Annotated in this window: 22 protein-coding genes and 2 pseudogenes; 17 read left to right on the top strand and 7 right to left on the bottom strand. The window is 71.2% G+C overall.

Annotated elements, in window-relative coordinates; all coding sequences use genetic code 11:
- Positions 1 to 332 precede the first annotated feature (332 nt).
- Positions 333 to 3,326 (bottom strand): bifunctional [glutamine synthetase] adenylyltransferase/[glutamine synthetase]-adenylyl-L-tyrosine phosphorylase, encoded by a 2,994-nt coding sequence (locus DWB77_RS27130; RefSeq protein WP_120723962.1) that lies wholly within the window; start codon positions 3,324 to 3,326, stop codon positions 333 to 335.
- Between the two features lie 468 nt (positions 3,327 to 3,794).
- Here DWB77_RS27130 and DWB77_RS27125 point away from each other — a divergent pair, with 468 nt between their 5' ends.
- Positions 3,795 to 5,894 carry a PIG-L family deacetylase gene (locus DWB77_RS27125; protein WP_120723960.1) on the top strand — a complete coding sequence of 700 codons (2,100 nt, stop codon included), beginning with the start codon at positions 3,795 to 3,797 and terminating at the stop codon, positions 5,892 to 5,894.
- 72 nt (positions 5,895 to 5,966) lie between these two features.
- On the opposite strand, the gene DWB77_RS27120 is transcribed toward DWB77_RS27125, so the two are convergent.
- Positions 5,967 to 7,067: an acyltransferase family protein gene (locus tag DWB77_RS27120; protein ID WP_120723958.1), complete on the bottom strand. Its 1,101-nt coding sequence runs from the start codon at positions 7,065 to 7,067 to the stop codon at positions 5,967 to 5,969.
- A 151-nt stretch (positions 7,068 to 7,218) separates the two neighbouring features.
- Here DWB77_RS27120 and DWB77_RS27115 point away from each other — a divergent pair, with 151 nt between their 5' ends.
- From DWB77_RS27115 to DWB77_RS27105, 3 genes are read left to right on the top strand one after another with little or no spacing between them, the layout of a single operon-like run.
- The gene (locus tag DWB77_RS27115; protein WP_120723956.1) at positions 7,219 to 8,106 is read left to right on the top strand and encodes an alkaline phosphatase family protein; all 888 of its coding nucleotides are present in this window, start codon (positions 7,219 to 7,221) and stop codon (positions 8,104 to 8,106) included.
- A 1-nt stretch (position 8,107) separates the two neighbouring features.
- Positions 8,108 to 9,430 (top strand): MFS transporter, encoded by a 1,323-nt coding sequence (locus DWB77_RS27110; protein ID WP_120723954.1) that lies wholly within the window; start codon positions 8,108 to 8,110, stop codon positions 9,428 to 9,430.
- On the top strand, positions 9,427 to 10,452 hold the full coding sequence (locus DWB77_RS27105) for a TolB family protein (RefSeq protein ID WP_120723952.1): 1,026 nt from the start codon (positions 9,427 to 9,429) through the stop codon (positions 10,450 to 10,452). The genes DWB77_RS27110 and DWB77_RS27105 overlap by 4 nt, the downstream gene beginning before the upstream one ends.
- Before the next feature lie 166 nt (positions 10,453 to 10,618).
- Here DWB77_RS27105 and DWB77_RS27100 read toward each other — a convergent pair whose 3' ends face one another.
- A complete protein-coding gene (locus DWB77_RS27100) occupies positions 10,619 to 10,978 on the bottom strand; it encodes a 5-carboxymethyl-2-hydroxymuconate Delta-isomerase (protein ID WP_120723950.1) in 360 nt (119 codons plus the stop codon).
- A 43-nt stretch (positions 10,979 to 11,021) separates the two neighbouring features.
- Positions 11,022 to 11,621, bottom strand: coding sequence for a CGNR zinc finger domain-containing protein (locus tag DWB77_RS27095; protein ID WP_174248630.1), 600 nt, complete (start codon positions 11,619 to 11,621; stop codon positions 11,022 to 11,024).
- An 89-nt stretch (positions 11,622 to 11,710) separates the two neighbouring features.
- Between DWB77_RS27095 and DWB77_RS27090 the strand changes: the two genes are divergently transcribed.
- Positions 11,711 to 12,976 carry a cysteine desulfurase gene (locus DWB77_RS27090; RefSeq protein ID WP_120723946.1) on the top strand — a complete coding sequence of 422 codons (1,266 nt, stop codon included), beginning with the start codon at positions 11,711 to 11,713 and terminating at the stop codon, positions 12,974 to 12,976.
- A gap of 48 nt (positions 12,977 to 13,024) precedes the next feature.
- Here the strand turns inward: DWB77_RS27090 and DWB77_RS39645 are convergent.
- The 3 genes and pseudogenes from DWB77_RS39645 to DWB77_RS27075 form a co-directional block, all read right to left on the bottom strand.
- Positions 13,025 to 13,111: pseudogene (locus tag DWB77_RS39645) on the bottom strand (glutamine synthetase); the annotation flags it as partial.
- Between the two features lie 155 nt (positions 13,112 to 13,266).
- The gene (locus DWB77_RS27080) at positions 13,267 to 13,953 is read right to left on the bottom strand and encodes an HAD family hydrolase (protein ID WP_120723944.1); all 687 of its coding nucleotides are present in this window, start codon (positions 13,951 to 13,953) and stop codon (positions 13,267 to 13,269) included.
- Positions 13,943 to 14,809 carry a winged helix-turn-helix domain-containing protein gene (locus tag DWB77_RS27075; protein ID WP_120723942.1) on the bottom strand — a complete coding sequence of 289 codons (867 nt, stop codon included), beginning with the start codon at positions 14,807 to 14,809 and terminating at the stop codon, positions 13,943 to 13,945. Before DWB77_RS27075 ends, DWB77_RS27080 begins: the two co-directional genes overlap by 11 nt.
- Before the next feature lie 469 nt (positions 14,810 to 15,278).
- Between DWB77_RS27075 and DWB77_RS27070 the strand changes: the two genes are divergently transcribed.
- The 12 genes and pseudogenes from DWB77_RS27070 to DWB77_RS39640 all read left to right on the top strand — a co-directional run bounded on the left by DWB77_RS27070 (position 15,279) and on the right by DWB77_RS39640 (position 24,097).
- Entirely contained in the window at positions 15,279 to 15,536 is a 258-nt protein-coding gene (locus DWB77_RS27070) for a DUF6284 family protein (protein ID WP_120723940.1), read from the top strand.
- Positions 15,536 to 15,823, top strand: a complete 288-nt coding sequence (locus tag DWB77_RS27065) for a DUF6303 family protein (protein WP_120723938.1) — start codon at positions 15,536 to 15,538, stop codon at positions 15,821 to 15,823. The genes DWB77_RS27070 and DWB77_RS27065 overlap by 1 nt, the downstream gene beginning before the upstream one ends.
- Positions 15,820 to 16,677: a DUF2637 domain-containing protein gene (locus DWB77_RS27060; RefSeq protein WP_120723936.1), complete on the top strand. Its 858-nt coding sequence runs from the start codon at positions 15,820 to 15,822 to the stop codon at positions 16,675 to 16,677. The genes DWB77_RS27065 and DWB77_RS27060 overlap by 4 nt, the downstream gene beginning before the upstream one ends.
- Complete coding sequence (locus DWB77_RS27055) at positions 16,677 to 17,060, top strand: RRQRL motif-containing zinc-binding protein (protein ID WP_120728312.1); 384 nt, start codon at positions 16,677 to 16,679, stop codon at positions 17,058 to 17,060. The genes DWB77_RS27060 and DWB77_RS27055 overlap by 1 nt, the downstream gene beginning before the upstream one ends.
- A 24-nt stretch (positions 17,061 to 17,084) precedes the next feature.
- A complete protein-coding gene (locus DWB77_RS27050; RefSeq protein ID WP_120723934.1) occupies positions 17,085 to 17,636 on the top strand; it encodes a hypothetical protein in 552 nt (183 codons plus the stop codon).
- Between the two features lie 58 nt (positions 17,637 to 17,694).
- Positions 17,695 to 19,812, top strand: a complete 2,118-nt coding sequence (locus tag DWB77_RS27045) for an FtsK/SpoIIIE domain-containing protein (RefSeq protein ID WP_120723932.1) — start codon at positions 17,695 to 17,697, stop codon at positions 19,810 to 19,812.
- A 205-nt stretch (positions 19,813 to 20,017) separates the two neighbouring features.
- Positions 20,018 to 20,473 (top strand): hypothetical protein, encoded by a 456-nt coding sequence (locus tag DWB77_RS27040; protein ID WP_120723930.1) that lies wholly within the window; start codon positions 20,018 to 20,020, stop codon positions 20,471 to 20,473.
- A 22-nt stretch (positions 20,474 to 20,495) separates the two neighbouring features.
- On the top strand, positions 20,496 to 20,654 hold the full coding sequence (locus DWB77_RS38000) for a hypothetical protein (RefSeq protein ID WP_162952628.1): 159 nt from the start codon (positions 20,496 to 20,498) through the stop codon (positions 20,652 to 20,654).
- 20 nt (positions 20,655 to 20,674) lie between these two features.
- Positions 20,675 to 20,947, top strand: coding sequence for a hypothetical protein (locus DWB77_RS27035; RefSeq protein WP_120723928.1), 273 nt, complete (start codon positions 20,675 to 20,677; stop codon positions 20,945 to 20,947).
- 85 nt (positions 20,948 to 21,032) lie between these two features.
- The gene (locus DWB77_RS27030) at positions 21,033 to 21,923 is read left to right on the top strand and encodes a bifunctional DNA primase/polymerase (RefSeq protein WP_120723926.1); all 891 of its coding nucleotides are present in this window, start codon (positions 21,033 to 21,035) and stop codon (positions 21,921 to 21,923) included.
- A 5-nt stretch (positions 21,924 to 21,928) separates the two neighbouring features.
- Positions 21,929 to 23,395 (top strand): annotated as a pseudogene (locus DWB77_RS27025) (ATP-binding protein); the annotation flags it as partial.
- Positions 23,396 to 23,701: 306 nt separating this feature from the next.
- Positions 23,702 to 24,097 carry a helix-turn-helix domain-containing protein gene (locus tag DWB77_RS39640; RefSeq protein WP_428985199.1) on the top strand — a complete coding sequence of 132 codons (396 nt, stop codon included), beginning with the start codon at positions 23,702 to 23,704 and terminating at the stop codon, positions 24,095 to 24,097.
- Positions 24,098 to 24,105: the final 8 nt, after the last annotated feature.

Genomic DNA, 24,105 nt, shown 5'->3' with positions numbered 1-24,105 from the left:
CGTCCGGGCCCCTGCGGCGCTCGGTGCTGGCCCGTGCGGGCATCTTCAGCCCGTCCGGCGTTTGAGGACGAGCGCCGTTCAGGCGCGAACGGGGTCTGGGGCGGAGCCCCAGGGCCTTCGGCCGCGGACCGTGCGTGGCTGGTCGCGCAGTTCCCCGCGCCCCTTAAGTGCTCGGTGCTGGCCTGTGCAGGCATCTTCAGCCTGTCCGGGCCCCTGAGGCGCTCGGTGCGGGCCCGTGCGGGCATCTTCAGCCCGTCCGGCGATTGAGGACGAGCGCCGTTCAGGCGCGAACGGGGTCTGGGGCGGAGCCCCAGGGGGGCCGGCGTTGGGGGTTACAGGTGGGCGCCGTAGAAGAGCTCTTCCACGATGCCCCGCGCCCGGCGCGTAAGGCGGCGATAGTCCTCCAGCATGTCCCCGACGTGCCCCGGCTCGTACCCCAGGTAACGCCCGACCGCCGCCAGCTCCCGCCCGTCGGAGGGGAACGTGTCCCCGGCCCGGCCCCGGACCAGCATGACCCCGTTGCGCACCCGCGTAGCAAGCACCCACGCCTCGTCCAGTATCGAGGCGGCCTCGGTGTCGATGAGCCCGGCCGCGTGCGCCGCGGCCAGCGCGCTCCTGGTCCGCGTCGTACGCAGCCCCGGCAGCTCCCAGCCGTGCCGCATCTGGAGGAGCTGCACGGTCCACTCGACGTCGGAGAGGCCGCCGCGGCCCAGCTTGGTGTGGAGCGTGGGGTCGGCGCCGCGCGGCATCCGCTCGGACTCCATGCGCGCCTTGAGGCGGCGGATCTCGCGCACCGCCTCGTCGTTCAGGCCGCCCACCGGATACCGCAGCGGATCGATCAGCTCGATGAACCGGGCCCCGAGCTCCGTGTCCCCCGCCATCACCTCGGCACGCAGCAGCGCCTGGCTCTCCCAGACCAGCGACCAGCGCCGGTAGTACGCCTCGTACGACCCGAGCGTGCGGGCCATCGGCCCCGACTTGCCCTCCGGCCGCAGATCGGCGTCGATCAGCAACGGCGGCTCGGCGGTGGGCAGTTGGAGGAGCCGGCGCATCTCGGCGACGACGCGGCCCGCGGCCCGGGCGGCCTCCTGCTCGTCGACGCCCTCGCGGGGCTCGTGCACGAACAGGACGTCCGCGTCCGAGCCGTAGCTCAGCTCGTGGCCGCCGAAGCGGCCCATGCCGATGACGGTGAAGCGGGTGGGGAGCGTCTCGCCCCACTCGGCCCGCACCGCCGCGCGCAGGGCGCCCGCGATGGTGGCCGCGTTGAGATCGGTGACCGCGTTGCCGACCCGGTCCACCAGGGCGCCGGGGTCCTCCTCGGCGGGGCTGTCCTCGGTTCCGTAGGAGCCGATGAGGTCGCCCGCGGTGGTGCGGAACAGTTCGCGCCGGCGCACCCCGCGGGCGGCGGCGACCGCGCCCTCGGCGCTCTCCGCGCGGCCGACCGCGGCAAGCACCTCCTGCTCCAGATGGGCCCGGCCGCGCGGCACGAGCCCGTCCGGGTCGCCCAGGATGGCCACCGCCTCAGGGGCGCGCAGGAGCAGGTCCGGGGCGAGCCGGCCGGCCGAGAGGACCCGGGCGAGGTTCTCGGCGGCGGCGCCCTCGTCGCGCAGCAACCGCAGGTACCAGGGGGTCTTGCCGAGCGCGTCGGACACCTTGCGGAAGCCGAGGAGCCCGGCGTCCGGGTCGGCGGAGTCCGCGAACCAGCCGAGCAGGACGGGCAGCAGGGTGCGCTGGATGGCGGCCTTGCGGCTCACCCCCGAGGACAGCGCCTCCAGGTGGCGCAGGGCGGCCGCCGGATCCGCGTAGCCGAGCGCTTCGAGGCGGTGGGCGGCCGCGCGGGGGCTGAGCCGGGTCTCCCCGGGCGCGAGCTGGGCGACGGCGTCCAGGAGCGGCCGGTAGAACAGCTTCTCGTGCAGCCGGCGCACCACCGAGGCGTGCCGCTTCCACTCCTTGGTGAGGCTGACGACGGGCTCGGTGCGCAGCCCGAGCGAGCGGCCGAGGCGGCGCAGATCGGCCTCGTCCTCGGGCACGAGGTGCGTGCGGCGCAGCCGGTAGAGCTGGATGCGGTGTTCCATGGCCCGCAGGAACCGGTACGCCGCGTCCAGTTGGGCGGCGTCCGCCCGGCCCACGTAGCCGCCGGCGGCGAGCGCGGCGAGCGCGTCCAGGGTGGTGCCGCTGTGCAGGGTGGCGTCGCTGCGCCCGTGCACCAACTGGAGGAGCTGGACGGCGAATTCGACGTCGCGAAGGCCGCCGGGGCCGAGCTTCAGCTCGCGCTCCACCTGGGCGGCGGGGATGTTGTCGATGACCCGGCGCCGCATCTTCTGTACGTCGGCGACGAAGTTGTCCCGGTCGGCGGCCTGCCACACCAGGGGCGAGACGGCTTCGACGTAGGCCCGGCCGAGCTCCGGGTCGCCCGCGACGGGCCGGGCCTTGAGCAGCGCCTGGAACTCCCAGGTCTTGGCCCAGCGCTGGTAGTAGGCGAGGTGGCTGGAGAGCGTCCGCACCAGGGGGCCGTTGCGGCCCTCGGGGCGCAGGTTGGCGTCGACGGGCCAGATCACGCCCTCGACGGTGGTCTCGGAGCAGATCCGCATGAGGTGGGCGGCGAGCCGGCCCGCGGCCTGCATCGCCTTGCCCTCGTCGAAGCCGTCGGCGGGCTCGGCCACGAAGATCACGTCGACGTCGGAGACGTAGTTGAGTTCGTGGCCGCCGCACTTGCCCATCGCGATCACCGCGAGCCGGCACTGGGAGGCGTCGGCGGGGGCCTCGGCGCGGGCGATGGCGAGCGCGGCGCGCAGGGTGGCGGTGGCGAGGTCGGCGAGCTCCGCCGCGGCTTCGGCCACGTCGGTGGTTCCGCACACGTCGCGGGCGGCTATGGCCAGCAGACAGCGCCGGTAGGCGATGCGCAGGGCCACGGGGTCGGTGGCCCCGGCCAGGCCCCGCTCGAACTCGGCGACCCCGGGGTGCAGATCGGCCGCCTCGTAGGTGACCAGGGCGTGCCAGTCGTGCGGGTGGCGTGCCAGGTGGTCGCCGAGCGCCTCGGAGGCGCCGAGCACCCCGAGCAGCCGGTCCCGCAGCGGCTTCGCGGTGGCCAGGGTGTCCAGGAGGGTGCGGCGCTCGTCGGCGTCCTGTGCTTCCACGACGCGGACGAGTCCGAGGAGGGCGAGATCGGGGTCGGCGGTGGCGCCGAGCGCGTCGAGCAGCACCGGGTCGTCCCGTACGGGTCCGAGCTCGGGGGTCTCCAGGAGCTGCTCGGCGGCCGAGGGGTCGGTGAAGCCATGCCGCAGCAGCCGTGTGAAGGTACTGCTCCTGCGCCCCGGCACCGTCATCTGGCCGCCTCCACCTCGTACGTACGCCCGCCCGCCGGGCCGGGGGTCGCCCCCAGCCGGCCCACCCGATCAAGACCCGGATTCCGAGCCTAGCCCCAGTGGTGCCCCCGGGCCCTGGCGAGGTCCGGGACCTTCGACCCGAAAGAGACCCTCCCCGTACGCTGGCTCACCGTGACGAGACCCTCACCGTCGGCGAGAAGAGCGAGAGCCTGCCCCTGAACTGACCGCCGCCACGGGCCAGTTCACGACCCGTACGCCGGACTTGTGCGGATATAGCGGCAATTCGGGGTGATCAAGACCACATGATTTGCCCCGCCACCCAAATGAACCGCATTCTTGGACCTTTCGTCTTCCTAGCCGATCAGGTTCTGACCACATCTGATCGAGCACTCACGACCGGGCTCGGCGAGGACGTGCTCCCACGCACCGACCGGCCGCCCAGGCCGCCCGTACCGAAAGACCGCACCCATGAAGTCCAGGCTGCCGCTGCGCTCCGCGCTGCTCTCCCGCCGTGGCGCCGTCGCCGGCGCCACGCTCGCCGCCGTCCTCGTCTCGGGCGGTGTCTTCGCCGAACTCGCCATGTCCGACACCGAGGGCCCCGACGTCCGCGCGGGCAACGCCGTGGCCACGCCCGCGATGGCGGCCTCGGGGCCGGTGCGGCCGCTGGACGGCTCGGTCATGCAGATCATGGCCCACCCGGACGACGACCTGTTCTTCATGAACCCGGACACCGGCCAGTCGCTGCGCTCGGGCCGCCCCATCACCTCGGTGTACGTCACCGCGGGCGAGGCGGACGGCGTGAACTCGCCGCCGCTGAAGAAGGGCGCCCCGAGGCCCCCCTCCGACCGGGCCGCGTACGCCGAGGCCCGCCAGAACGGCATACGCGGGGCGTACGCGCAGATGGCGACCGGCGACCGGTCGGGCACTTGGTCCCGTGCCTCGCTGCCCACCGCCGGCGGCGGCACCGCCGAGGTGGACACCCTGGAGGGCCACCCCGGCGTCCGTCTGGTGTGGCTGCAACTGCGCGAGTCCGAGACGATCCTCGGCGACCAGCCGCACAGCCTGCGCGGCCTGTGGAACGGCCAGACCGCCTCGCTCGTCTCGCAGCTCGCCTTCGGCACCCCGGCCCGCCCCTTCAGCTACACCAAGGACCAGGTCGTCAAGACGCTGGCGGGGCTGATGGAGACGTTCCGCCCGACCCATGTGCGCACCCTCGACCCGACGCCGGGCCGGGACGGCAAGCCGCAGAAGATCATCGACCACCAGGACCACATCTTCAGCGCCCGCTTCGCCCAGGCCGCCCTCAAGGAGTACGCCGACTCCCCGGGCCACCCGGACTTCAGCGTCCAGACCTACTACGGCTACAACACCAGCCACCTGCCGCACACCTTCGCCAAGCCGGCCACCGACGCCAAGGCCGACATCGTCAAGACGTACGCCTGGACGAACGCGAAGGACAACTACTGCGCCAGCGCGGCCGGTTGCGGCGACCGCAAGGTCGCGCCCCATCCGCACGGCAACAACTGGGCCGAGTCGGTCCGCTACAGCCGCACCAACTCCACGTCCTGGCTCCAGAGCGCCAAGGACGGCAGCCTGTGGGCGTTCGGCGTGCTCAACCAGCGGCTCGCCGCCTGGCACAAGGCGCCCGGCGCCGACGGCAGCTGGGGCAGGCCCCTGGTGCTGCCCGGCGAGGGCCTGGATCCCGGGGTGAGCTCCGTGCGCCTGGCCGACGGCCGGCTCGCGGTGTTCGGCACCCGTACCCTCTTCGGCGCTGACCTCGGCGACTACCGCCGTGAGGTGGTGGCCACCGTGCAGACGGCGTCCGGCGGGTTCGCCCCCTGGCGTTCGCTCGGCGCGCCGGTGCGGAGCGGCAGCGACGGTGTCTTCGACATGTCCACGCCTTCGGCCGCGGTGGACGGCTCGGGCCGGCTCACCGTGTTCCTGCGCGGCGGCGACCGCCGGCTGTACAGCACGAGCGGAACGCCGGACGGCGGCTGGACCCCGTGGGCCGGTCTCGGCGGCGCCGACCTGATCGGCGACCCGGTGGCGGCCACCGACGGCGCGGGCCGCGTCCATGTCTTCTCCAGCACCCCGCGGACGATGTCGACCTGGGCACAGCCGGAGCCCGGCGCCCCGATGCCCACGAGTGCCACGGCCACCGGACTCCCGCCGAACACGACGGGCGTGTCCGCCCGCCCGGACGGCGACGGGGTGCGCGTCTACTACCGCCAGGCCGACTCGGGCAACGTCCGCTGCGTCCTGTTCGACGGCGTGACGCCGTCCGCCCCCGCCGACCTCGGCGACACCTCCGGCTACGGCATGGTCGGCGTGGCGGGCCCGCTCGTCACGGGCCGCACCGCCTCCGGCGCGCTCGCCGCCCTGGAGCCGGACGCGGTGGCCCCGGCCTGGAAGGCGGACACCGGCATCCTGTTCACCGGCGCGCCCTCCGCGGTACAGAACGGCGACAGCGCGGTGGCCGCCGCGATCGGCCTGGACGGCCGCCTGTACTGGACCCACACCGCGAACGGCAACGGCCCGGCCGCTCCTTGGAGGGCCGCCGCGAACTGACGGTCGCGCACCGGCCACCGCGAACCTGCCGCGGGCGCTCGGCGACCGAACCCCGCCGGGGCCGGCCCCCCCTCAGCGCGCGAGCGACTTCTCGCGCTCGGCGGCGGCCGGTACGGGCGCGGGCGCGGCCACCTCCACCGGAGGGACCAGCCACCGGGGAAGGCGCGGCTCCACCAGGGGCCGCAGCGCCGCCCGCACCGGTGGCGTCGAGAGCAGCACGACCACCGCGACCGCGGCGGCGCTGAGCACCAGCGTTCCCGGCAGCCCCGCCTGCCGTAGCACCCGGAAGGCGCCGTAGTACTCGGCGACGCGGAGCACGATCCCGTGCAGCAGATACGGGTAGAGGGTGACCGCGCCCAGGGCGGTGATCCAGGTCCTGCTGCCCGGCACCAGCGCCAGGAACGACGCCACAAGCAGCACGGACACGGCGAACAGCGCCACCCTGAGCAGCAGGTACTGCCCGAGCGAGACGTGCAGGAGCGTGTTGTCGGCATCGCTGGAGAGCCAGTCGTCGTTCGGGTCCGGGGAGAGCCGGCAGGCGAGCGCGAAGGCGCCGGCGAAGACGGGTACGGCCGCGCAGCGGGCCGTGCGGGTGCGCAGTCTGGCGAAGTGCTCGGGACGCAGCCGCAGGCCCAGGACGAAGAACGGCAGGAACATCAGGACCCGGGGCATCGCCATGTCGCCGGTGATCCGGGTCGTGCCCGCGGCCAGGGAGATGACGAGCGAGATGGGCACCGCGTAGCGCAGCGCGTTCCAGATCGGGGTGGTGAGCCGCCACACGAACAGGGCGAGCAGGAACCAGCACAGATAGGTGGGCGCGACCGGGGTGATCTCCAGGTCCGAGCCGCGGCACCAGTGGTACACGAAACTGTAGATGGTCTCGAAGATCAGGTACGGCAGCAGCACCCCGGTGAGCAGCCGGCGGATCTGGTCGGGCCGGCCGGTGAAGCTGCGGGAGAAGTAGCCGCAGAGCAGGATGAAGGCCGGCATGTGGAAGCCGTAGACCAGGTTGTGCATGGCTCTGAGAACCGGCGTCTGCGGCGTGATCACCTGCTCCCAGCTGTGGCCGAGCGCCACCAGGACGATCAGCAGGAACTTGGCGTTGTCGAAGAACGGGCTGCGATCAAGGGTTCGGGGGCTGCCGGGACCGGGAGGGTGGGTGGCGCTGGTCATTCACCCCAACGTAGGGGACGGTGGGCGGATCCCGCAGCCGCCACCGCCGAGGGCACGGGACGTTCCCCGGGTCTTCACCCACTTCCACCTTCCCGGTTGACATGAACACCCCTACTCTCTGGGCATTCCGTCCCCCACCCCGGAGGTAGCCGTGTTCGGCGAGCCCAGACCGCGCCGCACCCGCACCGCCCTGCTGTCCGCCCTAGGCCTCGCGGCCGCGTCCGCGGGCCTGTGGGCCGGCCTCGGCCAGGCGTCCGCCGCCCAGGCCACCACGACCGTGCCCACCCCCGACCACGTCGTGGTCGTGGTCTTCGAGAACCACGCCTACAACCAGGTCATCGGCAGTTCCAGCGCCCCGTACATCAACTCGCTGAAGTCGGGCGGCGCCAGCCTCCCGGCCTCGTACGCCGAGACCCACCCCAGCCAGCCGAACTACTACGCGCTGTTCTCCGGCTCGACGCAGGGCGTCACCGACGACAGCTGTGTGACCCCCGGCTTCTCCTCCGCGCCCAACCTCGCCTCCGAGCTGATCGCGGCGGGCAAGACGTGGGCGAGCTACAACGAGACGCTGCCCAGCCAGGGCTCCACCACCTGCACCAGCGGCAAGTACGCGCAGAAGCACAACCCGTGGTTCGGCTTCTCGAACGTGCCCACCTCGTCGGCGTACACCTTCGCCCAGTTCCCCAGCGACTACAGCAAGCTGCCGCAGGTCTCGTTCGTCACGCCGAACCTGTGCAGCGACATGCACGACTGCTCGGTGTCCACCGGCGACACCTGGCTGAAGAACAACCTGGGCGCGTACGCGACCTGGGCCAAGACCCACAACAGCCTGCTCGTCGTCACCTTCGACGAGGACAACAGGCTCTCCGGCAACAAGATCCCCACCGTCCTGTACGGCCAGCAGGTGACGCCGGGCTCCTCGTCCCCGGCGACGTACAACCACTACAACCTGCTGCGCACCCTCGAGGACATGTACGGCACCGCGCACGCCGGGCAGGCCGCCAACTCCAGCGACATCACGGGGATCTGGGCCAACTGACGTGTACGTAGCGGACAGTCGCGGCACCCCCGCCGCTCCCGCGGACGCCGCCCGGCCCGGTGCCGGGCGGCGCTCGGCCATCGCCCCCACCGTGTTCGCGCTGGGCACCGTCAGCCTCATCACGGACGTCTCCTCGGAGATGGTCACCGCCGTCCTGCCGCTGTACCTGGTGACGGGCCTCGGCCTGTCCCCGCTCGGCTTCGGTCTGCTCGACGGCGTGTACAACGGCTTCAGCGCGCTCGTCCGCCTCGTCGGCGGCCATCTCGCCGACCGGGGCGGCCGCCACAAAACGGTCGCCGTGCTCGGCTACGGCCTCTCCGCACTGTGCAAACCCCTTCTGTTGGTGGCGAGTTCGCTTCCGCTGATCGGCGCCGTGCTCGCCGCCGACCGCACCGGCAAGGGGCTGCGCACCGCCCCGCGCGACGCCCTGATCTCCCTCGCCTCCGATCCCCGGTCACGCGGGCGGGCCTTCGGCGTGCACCGGGCGATGGACACGGCGGGCGCACTGCTCGGCCCGCTCACCGCCTTCCTGATCCTGCGTCAGGCGGCGGACGGTTACGACGCGGTGTTCACGGTCAGCTTCTGCGTGGCCGCCGTCGGCGTCCTGGTCCTGCTCCTGTTCGTCCCCTCCCGGACCCCCGCGACCGCGCTCCCCCAGGACGCTCCGCGCGCCTCCCTCAAGGCGGCCCTGGCTCTTCTGCGCATCCGGCCGATACGTCAACTGACGCTCGCTGCATTGCTGTTGGGGCTCGCCACGGTCAGCGACTCCTTCGTCTACCTCCTGCTCCAGCACCGGCTCGGCGTCCCCGACCGCTGGTTCGCACTGCTCCCCCTCGGCACGGCCGCCGCCTTCCTGCTGCTCGCCGTACCCCTGGGCCGGCTCGCCGACCGGCTGGGGCGCCGGCGCGTCTTCCTCGGCGGGCACATGGCCCTGCTGCTGGCGTACGTGTTGCTCCTGACCGGCTGGCAGAGCCCGGCCCTGCCCTTCCTCACGCTGGCCCTGCACGGCGGGTTCTACGCGGCGACCGACGGCGTCCTGATGGCGGCGGCCGCCGGTCACGTCCCGGTCGAACTCCGCTCCTCCGGGCTCGCGTTGATCCAGACCGGCCAGGCGCTCGCCCGGTTCTTCTGCTCGATCGCGTTCGGCGCGGCCTGGACCGCGTGGGGCGACCGCACGGCCCTCGGCACGGCGACGGCCGTCCTCGCCGGATGCGCGGTGGGCGCGTTCCTGCTCCGTCCCTCGGCCCCCGAGACGAAGGCCCGATCCGAGAAGTCGACCCGACCCGAGAAGTCGACCCGACCCGACATGAAGGCCCGACCGTGACGCTCCGCAACAAGATCCTGGTCCTCGTGGCGGCCTTGGCGGTCCTGGCCGCGGCCGCCGCCGCGTCCGTGCTGCACGCCGCGGACCGCGAGGACCAGAAGAACCGACCGCGCTCCGACGGCCCCCGCGTGACGGCGGGAACCGTGTCGCTGCGGCCCGGCTCCGGGCCCAGGATCGTGTTCCGCAGCATGGCGTGGGGCCCGCACCGCGACGAGCTGGCCACGGTCGCGGCCGGCGACCCGGCGGGGCCGCGCACCGCCTCGGGCGTGAAGTGCCTGCGCTTCTACGCGGCGGCCGGCACCGGCGTCTGCCTCCAGGCCGAGCGCGGCACGATGACCGACTCGTACCGCGCGGTGATCCTCGACGACCGGCTCGAGGAGCGGGCCCACTACGCGCTCCCCGGCATCCCGACCCGGGCCAGGGTCTCGCCGGACGGACGTTGGGCGGCCTGGACGGTGTTCGTGGGCGGTGACTCGTACGCGGGCACCAACTTCTCCACCCGCACGGCCGTGCTCGACACCCGGACCGGCCAACTCACCGCATCCCTCGAGGAGTTCACGGCGTATCTGAACGGCGTCGAGCACCACAGCGCCGACACCAACTTCTGGGGCGTCACCTTCGCCGACGACGACCGGCACTTCTACGCGACGATGGCGACGGGCGGCCACACCTATCTGGTACGGGGTGATCTCGCGGCGCGCACGGTGACCTCCCTGCACCCCAACGTCGAGTGCCCCTCGCTCTCCCCCGACGGCACCCGCGTCGTCTACAAGAAGCGGGTGACGGGTCTGCCCGCCGACGCGCCCTGGCGGCTGTACGCCCTCGATCTGGCGACGATGGCGGAGACCGCGCTCGCGGAGCCGCGCAGCGTCGACGACCAGGTGGTCTGGCAGGACGACCACACCGTGGCCTACGCCCTGGCCGGCGACTACGGCACCGACCTGTACACGGTCCCGGCCGACGGCACGGGAAAGCCCAGCCGCCTGCTGACGGCGGGGCTCGCCCCGGCCTACCTGCCCTGACACGCCGCCGGGCGGGGGCGGAGCGGGCCTCCCCGGCGCGGGCGGGCCTCCCCGGTGCGGGGCGGGCGTCCGCGGCGCGGGGCGGGCTGAAGCGTGCGTGCCCCGCACAGAGAGGGCGGCCCAGCTCCTGGCAGGGAGCGGGCCCTTCTCCCCGCGAAGGCTGGCGCTACTCCTTGTGCGCGCGGTAGAAGTCCCGCTCCATCTCGCGCGCCTCGACCATGATGTGCAGGCGCCGCCCCTCGACCCCGCTCACATGCTTGCGGGCGATCTCCAGGACCGTCCCGGCGAGCTTCTCGACCGCCTCCGGGGTACGCCCGGAGAGGATGGCGACCTGGATGAAGACGGCGTCGAGGTCGTCCTCGTCAGCGCCGAAGTACGACTCCTCGATGCGCCGGAACCGGGTCTTGAAGGCCTCGGTGGAGGCGTTGATCGGGGCGGGCGCGACCTCGTGGACCTCACGGGCGAAGGCCCGCCGGTCGAAGGTGGCGGCGAGTCGCTCGGAGTATTCGACGGTGACGAACGGCATGACCAATTCCCTTGTTCTGCCTACGGGTTGACGGGTGGACGGTTCAGCTGGAGGTCTTGCGGGAGGCGTAGTGGCGGGCGGCCCGCACCCGGTTGCCGCACTTGGTGGTGCACCAGCGGCGGGCGGCGTGGGAGCGCAGGAACCAGCGGGTGCAGCCCGGCGCGCCGCAGGGCGCGAGCCGGTCGGCGTCGTCGCCGGTGAGCAGGTCGGCCCCGTCCTCGGCGAGGGCGCACAGGGCGGCCCCGACGGGGTTCGCGGTGTCGGGTTCGTCGGCGCGGTGCGGCTCCCGCCCGGTCCACACGAGGCGGGGTGTGGGGGGCGCGGCGGCCAGGGCGGCGTTCAGCGCCTCAAGCGCGGACGGCGCGGGCACGGCGCCCTGTGCCCGCGCGGCGAACAGCTCTCGCAGCGCCTCACGCAGCGCCCGCAGCCGCCCCGCCTGACGCCCACTCAGAACCGTACGGTCCGGGAGCAGTTCATGCCGTACGAGCCAGAGCCGCGCGGCGTCCGTGTCCTCAAGGAGGTCGACCTGGCCGTGGCTGAGCGCGAACCGGGTGTTGACCAGGGCGAGGGAGAGAAAGCGTTCCTCGCCGGGGACCGGCAGCTGGTGGAGGTAGTGGGGGGCGTCATGATCCACGCCTCTCATGCTAACGCTTGCCGTTGCCCGTGAGAAGCTCTACCGTCACCTAACGGCAAATGAAGTCCGAAGACGTGAGGGAAGGGGCGGGCCGGAACATGACCACGCACACGACGGGGCGGCGCCACGGCACGACGGGCATCGATGTGGAGCGGGTGCGCGAGGACTTCCCGATCCTCGGCCGGACGCTCGACAGCGGGGCGCGCCTGATCTATCTGGACTCGGGCGCCACCACGCAGCGGCCGCTCCAAGTCCTGGACGCGGAGCGGGACTTCTCCCTGCACCACAACGCGGCCGTGCACCGCGGCGCCCACCAGTTGTCGGTCGAGGCGACCGAGGCGTACGAGGGCGCGCGTGCCAGGATCGCCGCCTTCGTCGGCGCGGCGGCCGACGAGATCGTCTTCACCAAGAACACCACCGAGGGCATCAACCTGGTGGCGTACGGGCTCGGCCACGCGGGCCGTGTCGGGCCGGGCGACACGATCGTGGTGACCGAGATGGAGCACCACGCGAACCTGGTGCCCTGGCAGCAGCTCGCCGAACGGACCGGCGCCACCCTCACCTGGTTCGGCCTGACCGACGACGGCCGGCTCGACCTGGACCGCCTGGAGGAGCTGGTCGACGAGTCGACGAAGGTCGTGGCCCTGACCCACCAGTCGAACGTCCTGGGCACCCTCAACCCCGTCCGCACGATCGCGGACCGGGCGCACGCGGTGGGCGCCCTCGTGGTGGTGGACGGCGCCCAGTCGGTGCCTCATCGCCCGGTGGACGTGGGCGAGTTGGGCGCGGACTTCCTGGCCTTCTCGGGCCACAAGATGCTGGGCCCGAGCGGCGTCGGAGTCCTGTGGGGACGGGCCGCGCTCCTCGCGGAACTGCCCCCGTTCCTGACGGGCGGCTCGATGATCGAGGTGGTGGAGATGACGCACTCCACGTTCCTGCCGCCGCCCCAGCGCTTCGAGGCGGGTGTCCCGATGACCTCCCAGGCGGTGGGCCTCGCGGCGGCGGTGGACTATCTGGAGGCGCTGGGCATGCGGGAGGTCGCAGCCCACGAGCAGGCCCTGACCGCCCTGGCCCTGGACCTCCTGGACGAGATCCCGGGGGTACGGATCATCGGCCCCGGGAACGTCGCGGACCGGGGCTCGGCGGTGTCGTTCGTGGTGGACGGCATCCACCCCCACGACGTGGGCCAGATCCTGGACGACCGAGGCATAGCCGTCCGCACCGGCCACCACTGCGCCCGCCCCCTGACCCGCCGCTACGCGGTACCGGCCACGACAAGGGCGAGCTTCTACCTCTACAACACGGAGACGGAGGCCCACGCCCTGGCCGAGGGGGTGCGGGCGGCCCAGAAGTACTTCGCGTGACGCACAGGGCCCCCGCGGACGACCGGGCCGACTCGGGCCCGAACCCCCTTACAGCACCGGCAGGTTCTTCCGCAGCTCAAACGCGGTGACCTCCGACCGGTACTCCTCCCACTCCTGCTTCTTGTTGCGCAGGAACTGGCGCGGCCAGATGACGGCCTGGGGTTACCCGGCTGAGAGACTCGCTGACCTGCGGCCGAGCGGTCGTCAACGGTCGTTGTTTGTCACTCTGGGCCGCCCTTCGACGGCCCAGGGACGGCCCGAAGCGGGGTATGCCCGCCCCGCTCGGACGGTCAGAGACGGAGCCCTTCCGCCACATCACCCATAGTCGTGACGACCGTATCGGCGCCCGCGTCAGCGAGGGCCCGGCCCTTGCCGGGTTTGTTAGCGAACCCGACGGAGCGGCCGCCAGTGGCCTTTGCGGCTTCCACGTCCGTCACCGAGTCACCGATAAGCGTGCAGTCGTACGGAGGCGTGTCTAGTTCACTGGCCGCCACCAGTAGTGAGTGAGGGTCAGGCTTCATTGCGTCCGGCTGGTAGGGGGCACGACCAACGACCGTGTCCACGAGCTGGCTGAGCCCGTGCAACAGCAGGAACGCCCGGACGCAGTCCGCCGAGTTATTGCTGACAATGGCGACCTTCCGGCCCGAGGCACGGGCCCCTTCGAGTGCAGCCACAGCCCCGGCGATAGGCGGCCCCGCCAACCGCACGGCCGTCACCTCAGCTTTGGTCAACTCGTCCTCGATCGCACGCAGCGCAGATTCCCCGCCCTGCGGGGCAAGACGGAGGATTTCCATCGGGTCGTCGGTGCCGTGAGCCTTGCTGCCCAGTGCCGCGTCAAACTCCGCCAAAGTCTCTGCGAGATGACGCGCAACGTCTGGCGCCGGGCTGCCCGCGAACACGTCGCAGATAGGCCCATCAAAGTCGAACAGCACTGCTCGTGTGGCTCCGAGTACTTCCGCCAGGGTGCTACTTCCCATCCGGGTCGAAGTCCCTTCCGATGGTCTCCCACACGCTGTCGAACCACATGCGCGCCTGGCTCACCTGCTGGGCTCCGCTGGACGACTCGCCCTCGTTCAGCGAGTAGTGGAACAGCGTGGCGTCCGCTCCCACCAGGTCGTAGATCTCTATGGCTTCGCCCTGCGTCACGACCTTGTTCGGCCGGATCGGGTAGTACCCGAAGAACGCGTCTTCCTGATTGATCACGTAGAGCTTGAAGAACTGCGTGCCGCTGTGGACGCGCACGCTGACCTTCGCTTCGCTGACCAGTCCGAGCACGCTGAGTTCATGCATCGTGTTGGCGATGCTTCGGGTGAAGCTGACCATCATGTTGTGCATACGGGCCCGAAGTCGCGGGTCGTCGCTGCCGTCCTCGCGCCGGACTGGGGCGGCCTGGGGCACTGACATGTCGGGCACCAGGATGCGGATGTTGATGGTCGACGGAGTCAGGCGCCCGATCCGAATCTTGTCGATCGGCTCCTGAAGCGCCCCGTGCAGTGTCTCGCTGGAGAACCCCGCGAAGTCGATCGACACGTTCTCGCTAGCGAAGGCCTGTTCCACGTACGGCCGCAGGCCCGCCGGCCGTTCGGTGCGGTTCCGTACGTACACCCCGCTCCCCTTGCGGGAGACGATCAGCCCCTCATCCTCCAGCTCACGGAGAGCGCGTTGGATCGTGGCGCGCGCGAATCCGTACGCCTCCGTCAGTTCTTTCTGCGACGGGATCTTGTCGCCGGGGCCCAGCTTCCGGGTCCGGATGGCGGCGCTCAGACTGCTCGCCACCTGCTCATACGGCGGTCGGTCGTCGTCCGGGTCCAGGGGTTCAGGCGTGAACGTCATGCCTTTGATGCTACGGCCTCTCTGCTCGATTGGGACAGCCAAGATAGTCAGGTGTTGACGTGGCTAGCCAGGATGGCTACGTTGTTCTTATCCGAACCGGGCTAGCCAGGTTGGTCAGGCGGGCTCGGGTGGTGCTGGCTTGGGATTGCTCGTTTTGAAGGCGGCTTTGGCCGCGCGCTGCGGGCCCTGCGCTGGTCGTTCCTTGACAACTGAATGGGGATCATGCCGCCTCTCCTCGGCCAAGTAGGCGGCCACGCGGGTCTCTCGCGTGACGTATAGCGCTACCCCAACCTTCCGCAGCCTGCTGCGGGCCGGTTGCCTCCTCTGCCCGTCCGGGCGCCCTGCGGGGCGGTCGTACGGGCGGGGTTGAGGGGAGCCGGATTGACCGACTTCAACGGCGCGCGGCCCCGGTGCTGGAACACCGGGGCCGCTGTTCGAGCCGTTTCACCTGCTAGGGAGACCACGACTCATGAAGAACATCGCTGCACTTCAGACGGCCGTTACCGCCGTGCTGCCGGACATCGAGCCGACGTCGGCCGAGCTGGACGCCATCGAGGCCGAGATGCCGCTGATCCTGGCGGAAGTCGAGTTGCTGGACGCGCAGATCATCACGCTGGACCGCACGCCGAACGAGCTGGACGCCCGCCGTACCCGGCGGGCCCGGCGCAAGGTGCTGGCAGCCCGCCGGGCGCTGGCCAACCACACCGGTACGCCGGAGGTGGCGTGATGGCCGTGCTTCCTGCCCAGATGTCGAACAGTGGCGGCCGGTGGCACCTGTACGTGCCGCTGCTGAACGTTCCGGTCTCGCTGTGGCCCGCACACGAGTGGCCCCCGGCCGCTCCGGTCCCCACGCTCGCTGAGCGGGAGCGGGTGCTGGACGCGCTCGGCTACAGCATCCCGGCCCAGGACGAATGGTCCTGGACCGAGGACAGCGACATCCCGGGGAACCCCGCGACGCGGGTCCGCCTCATCGCCACCGTCACCGTCCGCCCTGTCGCCGGGGGCACGCGATGAACCGGGCCCCCAAGACGCTGTTGGTACTCGCGCTCGTGGTCGTGGTCGGGATGGCGTTCCGGGTGTCGTGGAACGCGTTGCGGGATGTGGCCCGTGCGATCGGTGCGGACCACACGGCCGCGATGCTCTACCCGTTCGTGGTCGACGGTCTGATGGCGCTGGCGCTGGTCGCCACGCTCGTGCTGACCGCCGACGCCCGGCGGTTCGCGCTGCGGGTGCTCGGCACCTACACCGCCGCTTCTCTGGTCCTCAACTACGTGCACGGTCTGGTCCCCGCGCTGCACGGGCAGTCGGTCGACTGGGGGCGGTTGGCCGACTGGAACCCGGCGAACTGGGCGCTCGTGCTGCTCGCGACGTCGCTTCCGGTCGGGTCGATCTACTTCGGGTCCGACCTGGTCGCCAAGGTTCTCCACCACCACCCCACCCCGACCGTAAATGGGGATGAAACGGCCGAAAGTATGAGGAATCGGTCGATGGCTGACCAGGGCGAATCCGGCCCGGAGCCTCGCATCGTGAACGCCGTGCCGATCCCGCGTCCAGTGCAGGTCGGGTTCCTGAAGCCGACTGTCGCGCTCAAGCCGGTACCTGCGATCGCGCCCATTCCGGTCGGCTCCGTCTCAACGGTGGCGGCCGACTCGACCAGGCCCCGCCGGGCGACTGGTCGCGTCCCCGACGTCGCGCGGTCTGCCCGACCCAAGCGCACCCCGGCCGAACTCCTCGCCGAGGCCCGGTCGGCGTCCGCCGACTGGCCCGACGCGCATCTGACGGCCGAGCGGCTCCGTAAGGCGGTTCACACGTCGGCGGAGAAGGCGCGCGGTTTGCGGGACGTGTTGCTCGCTGAGCGGGCCGCGTGATGGGCGCCGCGTACGCGAAGTGCTTCGACCCGTCCGGCGCCCGCTACGGGATACCGACGTTCCCGTGGAAGTTCGCCCCGGACGGCTACGCCACCCGCCGACAGTTGCGCGCCCTGGGGCTTCGCCCTGGTGGTCAGCCGGTCGCCGGACAGGTCATGCGCCGCTCTCGCCGCCGGGCGTCGGGGGTGAGTGTGGCGTTCCTGTACCGGGTCGAACTGGCCCTGCCGGTCCGTCCGATGACGTCGCGGAAGTGGGGCGCGCTCGCTTTGGCGATGCTCGCCCGCCGCACCTGCCCCGAGTGCCGCATGGATGCCGGGTACGTCATCCCGCCCTCGCTCGGCATGTGTGTGACCTGCGCTTATCCCGCTGATGCCGCCGCTTGAGATGCGGCGATGAACGGAGACGCTGTGAAGCTCACCGTCACCACCCACAAGGTGTTCGGCCACCGTGCCACCCAGCGCACCGCCCAGTACCTGGCCGACCAGGCCGGGCGTTTGGTGGCCCGGTCGGTGTCGGGCCGTATGCCCGACGTTCAGATCGTCCTGACCAACGCCCGGGGCCTGGCTGAGCTGGCCACCGCCGCCGAAGCCGAATTGGCCGGCGGGGTCGACAGGCGCGCCCTGGATCGCGAGATGCGCCACGCCGTGCGCGAGGCCCGTAACGCGGCCGGACGCGCGGTGGCGCGCACGGACGGTTCGGTGCTGGTGCTGGTCAACATCGACCAGCACCGCACCCCCGAGGACTTCGCCGTAACCCTCGTGCATGAGCTGGTCCACGCCATGCAGTTCAGCCGCAAGGGCGTGCGCGAACGCATCATCCGCGACCGCCGCCACTGCTTCGGCGTCGAGCGCCAGACCCGCCGCCAGGAACGCGAACACGAACGCCTGCTGAATCAGGAAGAGAACGAGGCCTACGGCCGCGAATTCCTCGCCAAGCAGCTCACCGCTGCCGCTGCCTGACCGGGGCAGCATCCTTCCCGTTGCCGCCCCGGTCCGGGGCAGTCAGGAGTCAACTCCCGTGGCTTTCAACGCCGTTCATTTCACGAAGAACCCCACCGGCGCCTCTGTGGAGCCGTCCGGTGCGCCGGGCGTTGCTGTAGCAGCGCTGGACGCTGAAAAGCCGTCTGTGCCCCTGTGGGTGCGCTCCGGGCGTGCCGTACGCGGTGCGGTCACCCACGAACACACCCGCACCGCTGGGCGGTTGGCGGTGCGCCACAGCATGTACGCGCTCGGCGGCGCCCGTATCGTGGCCCGCCGCACGTGGGAGGGCCGCACCGCCACCCGCTACGAACGCATGCTCCGCGCCGCCGAAGCATCCGGGAACTACGAGGTGGCGGCCGAGTGGGAGGAGCGCGGGCAGCGCTTCCGTGAGGCCCGACACCGCCGCCGCATGGACCTGCTCACCGCTCCTGTCGATGCCGCCAAGAGCGTGCTCGTGGGTACCGGCATGGGCATCGGGTCGCTGGTCGCGCTCGGGGTGGTGCTGGCCATCGCCAACAAGGACGCCGCCGACGTGGTCACCCCGCTGATGGCCGTGGTCGAACTGGTCCGGCTGCTCGTGGTCATCGTCACCGTGGTGTGGGGTCCGGCTGTCACGATCGGCCCGTTCCTCGCGCTGCTCGCCCTGTGGGCGGTCGGCCGGCACCAGCAAGCCGCCCCGAACTGGGCCCTGCCCGCCGCTGTCCGCAACGGTGAGGGTGAGCCGATCACTCCGTCCATCGTCGTCAAGGCACTGCGCGACCTCGGTGTGCCCGCACTGGGCAGGGCTATCAAGGAGATGGGCGACGCCGGGGCGTCGATGCTCGGACCGATCCGGATCGCCGGGTGCGGCGTCGAAGTCGACGTGACCTTGCCGTCCGGGGTGTCGACGAACGAGGTTCAGAACCGGCGCCGCAAGCTCGCCGAGAACCTGTCCCGGCATGAGCACGAAGTGTTCATCACCATCCCGCAAGCCGCCCGCACGGTGCGCCTGTGGGTCGCTGACAGTGGCGCGCTGGATGAGCCGATCGGCCCGTCCCCGCTGGTCACGGACGAGACGATGACCGCCGACTACGCCAAGGGCCGCGCCCCCTGGGGACAAGACCTGCGCGGGGATGCGGCGGCCATCAGCCTGTATCAGCGCCACCTGCTGATCACGGGCCTGTCGAACCAGGGCAAGACTGTCGCGCTGCGCTCGCTCGCCCTGTGGGTCGCGCTGGACCGGTCGGTGCAGTTCCTCATGGGTGACCTCAAGGGCGTGGGCGACTGGGCCATGTTCGAGGGACTGGCCAAGGTCCTAATCCAGGGACCTACCGATGACCACGTCATCCGGGTCACGGAGATGGTCGAGAGCGCGGTGGATGAGATGAACCGCCGCCTCCAGGCCCCGCCCGGCACCGTGTTCCCCGCCCTGATCGTCCTGGTCGATGAGGCGCAGGTGGCGTTCATGTGCCCGGTCAAGGACGACGAGAAGCGCCCCTATGGCGGCTCGAAGGCCAACTCCCGGTACTTCATGGCCGTCCGCAAGATTCACAATCAGGGGCGTGCGGTCAACGTCCTGATGTGGCAAGGCACCCAGGACCCCACCGACCAGAACCTTCCCAAGCTCGTGCGCGAAGGCGCCCACACCCGGGCATCCCTCGCGCTCGGCACCGAGTCTCAGGCCCGCATGGCGCTTGGAGACAAGGCGGTTGACGGTGGCGCCGCCCCGAACCTGCTCCGTCCGGGGCTCGACCGGGGAACGCTGGTCGTCGCGTCCGACGGCATCGCCATTCCCGCGGGGCAGGCCTCGATCACGGTGCGCACGCACTACATCGACGACGACGCGGCCGTGGCCATCACTGACCGCGCGAAGGCCCTGCGCGATGGCGTCACCACGGTGACCGTGATCGAGCGGGGTGAGGAGCGTGACCCGCTCGCCGACATCGCTTCCGTGGTCGGGACAGCCGAGCGGGTCCGCACCAAGGACGTCCTCGCCCGGCTCGCCGCCCGCAACGCGGACGCCTACGGCAAGTGGTCCTTCCTCGACCTCAAGCGCGTTCTCGATGGGACCGGGGCTGAGCCCTACAAGTCCGATGGCGTCATGGTCGTCGCCCGTGACCGGGTCGCCCGGGCGCTCGCCAACCGCGACGACGACGGTTCCGCTTCCGCCGCATAGATCAGGGAGCGAACCCCTGGCGGGTCAGGGAGTCAGGGAGAACTCCCTGCCCCCCTCCCTGACCCGCCTCCCTCCCTCTCACCTGCGCAAATGATCTGCCAGGGAGTCAGGGAGGCCCGCAGGTCAGCACCCCCGAAACCCCCTCCACACGCCACCCCGCAGGGGGTGTCTCTGCCTCCCTGAACCTCCCCGGAAGGGATTCCGCATGTTCCCCGAACACCCCCGGCACGCGCCGGTTGAGCGGGTCATAGAAGTCCACCACCCCGCCCCGATCCAGCCGGTTGCGGCGCCGCTCGTACCGGTCCAGCCGGGCACTGTCCCGGCAGTCGCGAGCATCGTCCTGCCGGACGGGCGGGTCGTCACCGGCTACGCCATCGCCCCCGCCAAGCCCGAACCCATCGCCGCCAAACCGGCTGTGTCCCGCACCGCCGTGAACGTCGCTCTCGGCGGGATCGGCTTCGCCGCCGTATGCGGCGGGCTGCTCCTGCTCACCTCGTTCATCGCGGCCCTGACCGCGTTCATCACGCAGCTCATCATCCTGGCGGCCGTGATCTTCGGAGGCTGGATCTCCGTGCAAGTCCTTGGCCCCCGGCACGGTGACGGCGGCACCGTCGTCAACATTCGGCGCGCTGTCTTCAAGCGCAACCACTTCCACGGCTGACCAGGCAGGAAGGGTAATCCCTATGGCTCACACACCGGCCCGACCACCCAAGCGCTACCCCGGCGCGGCCTCCACCACCCCGGGCGGGAGGGTCCACCTGGGGTCCAGGCCCGACACCGCCCCGCGCGGAAGCGAGTACCTCGACACCACCCGCAACGACCCTCGTACGCGCGCCTCCTGACACCGTCGAAAGGCCTTCCCGTGCTCCGACTCCGCCTCCAGCTCACCGGTTGGTCCCGCCGGACGCTGATCCTGACCGACACCCCGCGCCCCGACTGCCCCGACTGTGAGGGCGACGGCGCCATCGGGTGCGACTACGGCGACCACGAGGGCGAATACGCCGACACCGACTGGTACCCCTGCGGCTGCTGGACCCAATGGCGCAAAGCCCTGATGCCGCTCCCGCGCCTGCCCCGCCTCCTGCGCCGACGCGTCGACCACCGCGACCCGTGGAGCGACGAACCGCCGTTCTAGCTACGCCAAGGGCGGCCCCCGTCTCGCCAAAGTCCGGGGCCGCCCTTGCCTGCCAGTGCTTCTCACAGAACTGGAGACATCCAGCATGACGCAACCCACCGACATCCGGCGAGAGCGCACTCAGGGCCCATCCTGCCCTTCCATGTGCGATCTGGTGACCACGGCGCTCGAAGTGGCCCGTACGGGCCTGCCGGTACTGCCCCTGCGACAAGGCAAGGTCCCGTTCGGGAACTGCCGCACCTGCGCCAACAACGCGTGCGGCGGACGCCCGAACATGAAGAACGCGGGCCCCTGCCAGTGCCCCGACGTGTGCCACGCGTGGGCCGCAGCGACCACCGACCCGAACGTCATCAGCTCCCCGGCATGGGGGCGGGCGTGGCGCCGGGCGGTCAGCGTCGCGTACCACCCGGGAGGTGCCGGGCTCACGGTGGTCGACCTCGATACGCCGGCCGCCGTGGCCTGGGCCCGTGACATCCTTCCGCCCACCCGGACCGTGCCCACCACGCGTGGGGAGCACTGGCTCTACCAGGGCGCCATGCGGTCGGTGAACGGGGTCCGGGCTGGAGTCGACATCAAGTCCACGATGGCCTATGCCCGTTGGCGCGGACACGGAACCGGCACCCTCACCGCCCTGCCGGACACCGTGCGCGCGCTGGTCGCGAAGTCTGCCCCAGCTCTGCGCCCGCAGGTCGTCGCCGTGGCCGCGCTGGCCGGGGGCGGGGAGTGCCCTCACCGCACGCCCGCCTTCCTGGAACGCGGTATTGCCATGGCGGAGGAGCGCATCTCCGAGGCCCGGAGCACCGTGCACACGACGGTGTACCGGACGTTCCTCGCGGTGCTGTCCACGCACGGGCGGTGCGGGTGCCTCACCGACGCCCACGTGGCCCGCCTGTTCGCCGCCGCTCAGGCCAAGGGCGAGAGCGCCCGGCACTGCGCGGATGCGTGGGCCAACGCCCGCACGGCGCTGGGGATGTGAGCGCCGTGTCCGAGGACGAGAAGGACCCCGCCCGGAAGGTCATTACCGAGTACGCGCAGTCCCACTTTCGGTACTTCCGCACCACCGAGGGGACCGTGTACGCGCAGCGCAACGGCCACCCCGTAGCCCGTCCGATCCGCTCGCAGGGCACGACCGGTAGTCACCGGCAGGAACTCATGGTCGACCTGTTCCGCGATGGGCTTGGCGTGTTCAACGGCACCGCCATGAAGGAGGCGTTGGACTTGATCGAAGCACTCGCACTCTCCCAGGACGTTCAGCCCACCCACATTCGCGTCGCCCCCGGGTTCGACGGAGCGACGTGGCTGGACCTGGGACGCGACGACGGACAGTCCGTCCGCATCCACCCCACCGGCTGGGAGATCACCGTTCCCGACCCGCGTGAGGTGTCCTGGCGCCGCACCCAGCTCACCGGCGAACTCCCCCTGCCCGCAACCGACACGGACGGCAAGGGCATCGACCTCTTGTTGGGCCTGTGCAACTTCGCGGGCCCGGCAACCGAGTGCCTGGCCATCGCCTGGCTGCTCGGCTGCTTGGAGCCGTCCGTGCCCGTCCCCGCGCCGTTCCTCACCGGCCCCCAAGGCGCGGGCAAGTCGACGGGCGGCCGGATGCTGGTGCGCATCCTCGAAGGGATGACCGGCGACCTTCGGCGCGCTCCGAAGGATGAAGAGAACCTCATCACGGCCGTGGCCGCAGGATGGGTCACCGCCCTCGACAACCTCTCCCACCTGCCCCCGGACCTCTCCGACCTGATGTGCTGCATCGTCACCGGAGCCGAGAGCATCAAGCGCGCCCTATTCACCGATGGGGACGTTGTCCGCTCCCGCTACCGGCGCCCGCTGCTCCTGACCGGGATCGACGTCGGCGTCATCCGCCCCGACCTCGCCGAACGGCTCCTGCCCCTGCGCCTGGAGCGGCCCCGGGTGCGGCGCACCGAAGCCGAGTTGTGGGCCGACTACGCCGAAGCGCTGCCCGTCGTGCTCGGCTCGATGTTGGACCTGGCGGTCAAGGTCCGGGCCGCTGACGCGGTCACCCCGACCGACCTGCGCATGGCCGACTTCGCCCACCTGTGCGCCCAGTTCGACGCGGTTGCCGGGCTCGGCACGCTGGACGCCTACCGGGCCAGTCTCGACGACCTCAACGACGACGTCATCGAGGGTGACCTCCTCGCGCAGACCGTCCTCAAGCACGCCACCGAACTCGATCCCGGCGTTGACGTGCGGATGACATCGGCGGAGTGGCTGCATTGCCTCACCAGCCTCTACAGCGGAGAGGAATGCCGCCCCCTGCCCAAAGGGTGGCCCACCACCGGCAAGGTGCTCTCCGACCGTCTCAAGCGCCTACAACCCACCCTCGCCGCCCGGGGCGTCCTCGTGGACTGGGGCCGCAACAAGACCGCCCGGTACATCGAGATGAGCCGACAGGCCCCGCCCCCGCCCCCGAGCAACAAGCCGCGTTCTGACCGACTGCCGGGCGGGCGGACAAGCAAGAGGAGCACGCCCGGCCGGGTGCTCCTCTTGCTTGTCCCGGCGGCGCAGCCGCTCGGCAAGGGTCGCGCCGCGAAGCGGCCCCGCATTCACGCTCTGAGCAGTGACGCACCACCACAGAAACCACCCCTTCTTTTTTCTAAGAAGGGAAGACCTGCGTCACCCGCGTCACCACGCCCCCGCACACGGCCCCTGACCTGCCACAACAGCGGTGACGCAGACGGCCGAATCCTGCGTCATCGTGCGTCACCTGCGTCATCGGTGCGTCACCCGATGACGGACGCCTGCGTCACCGGTGACGCAGACCCCGAACCCCTGCGTCACCCGAAACCGCAGGTCAACGGCTCAGGTGACGCGGATGACGCGATGACGCAGAAATCCCCGCTTCGGACAGCACAGCCCACGACACCGGCGAAAGCCCCGCCAAGGAGGCATCGCATGCGCCCGCCACCAGTCATCGACACGCTCCGGAACGGAATCCCGGACCGCTACCTCACGCCCGAGGACATCGCCGCGATTTTCGAAGTGCCCAAGGAAACCGTCTACCAGTGGCGCAAGAAGCGCGTCGGGCCGCCCGGGTTCCGGATCGGCAAGCACGTCCGCTACGACCCCGCCGAAGTGCTCACCTACGTAGCCGAACGCAAGAACGCCGACCGCGACGCTGCTTGACGCCGCTC

Source organism: Streptomyces hundungensis (genome assembly GCF_003627815.1).
Lineage (GTDB): Bacteria > Actinomycetota > Actinomycetes > Streptomycetales > Streptomycetaceae > Streptomyces > Streptomyces hundungensis_A.
Note: the sequence above shows the minus strand (reverse complement) of the source record. Positions and strands in the feature narration are given on the sequence as shown.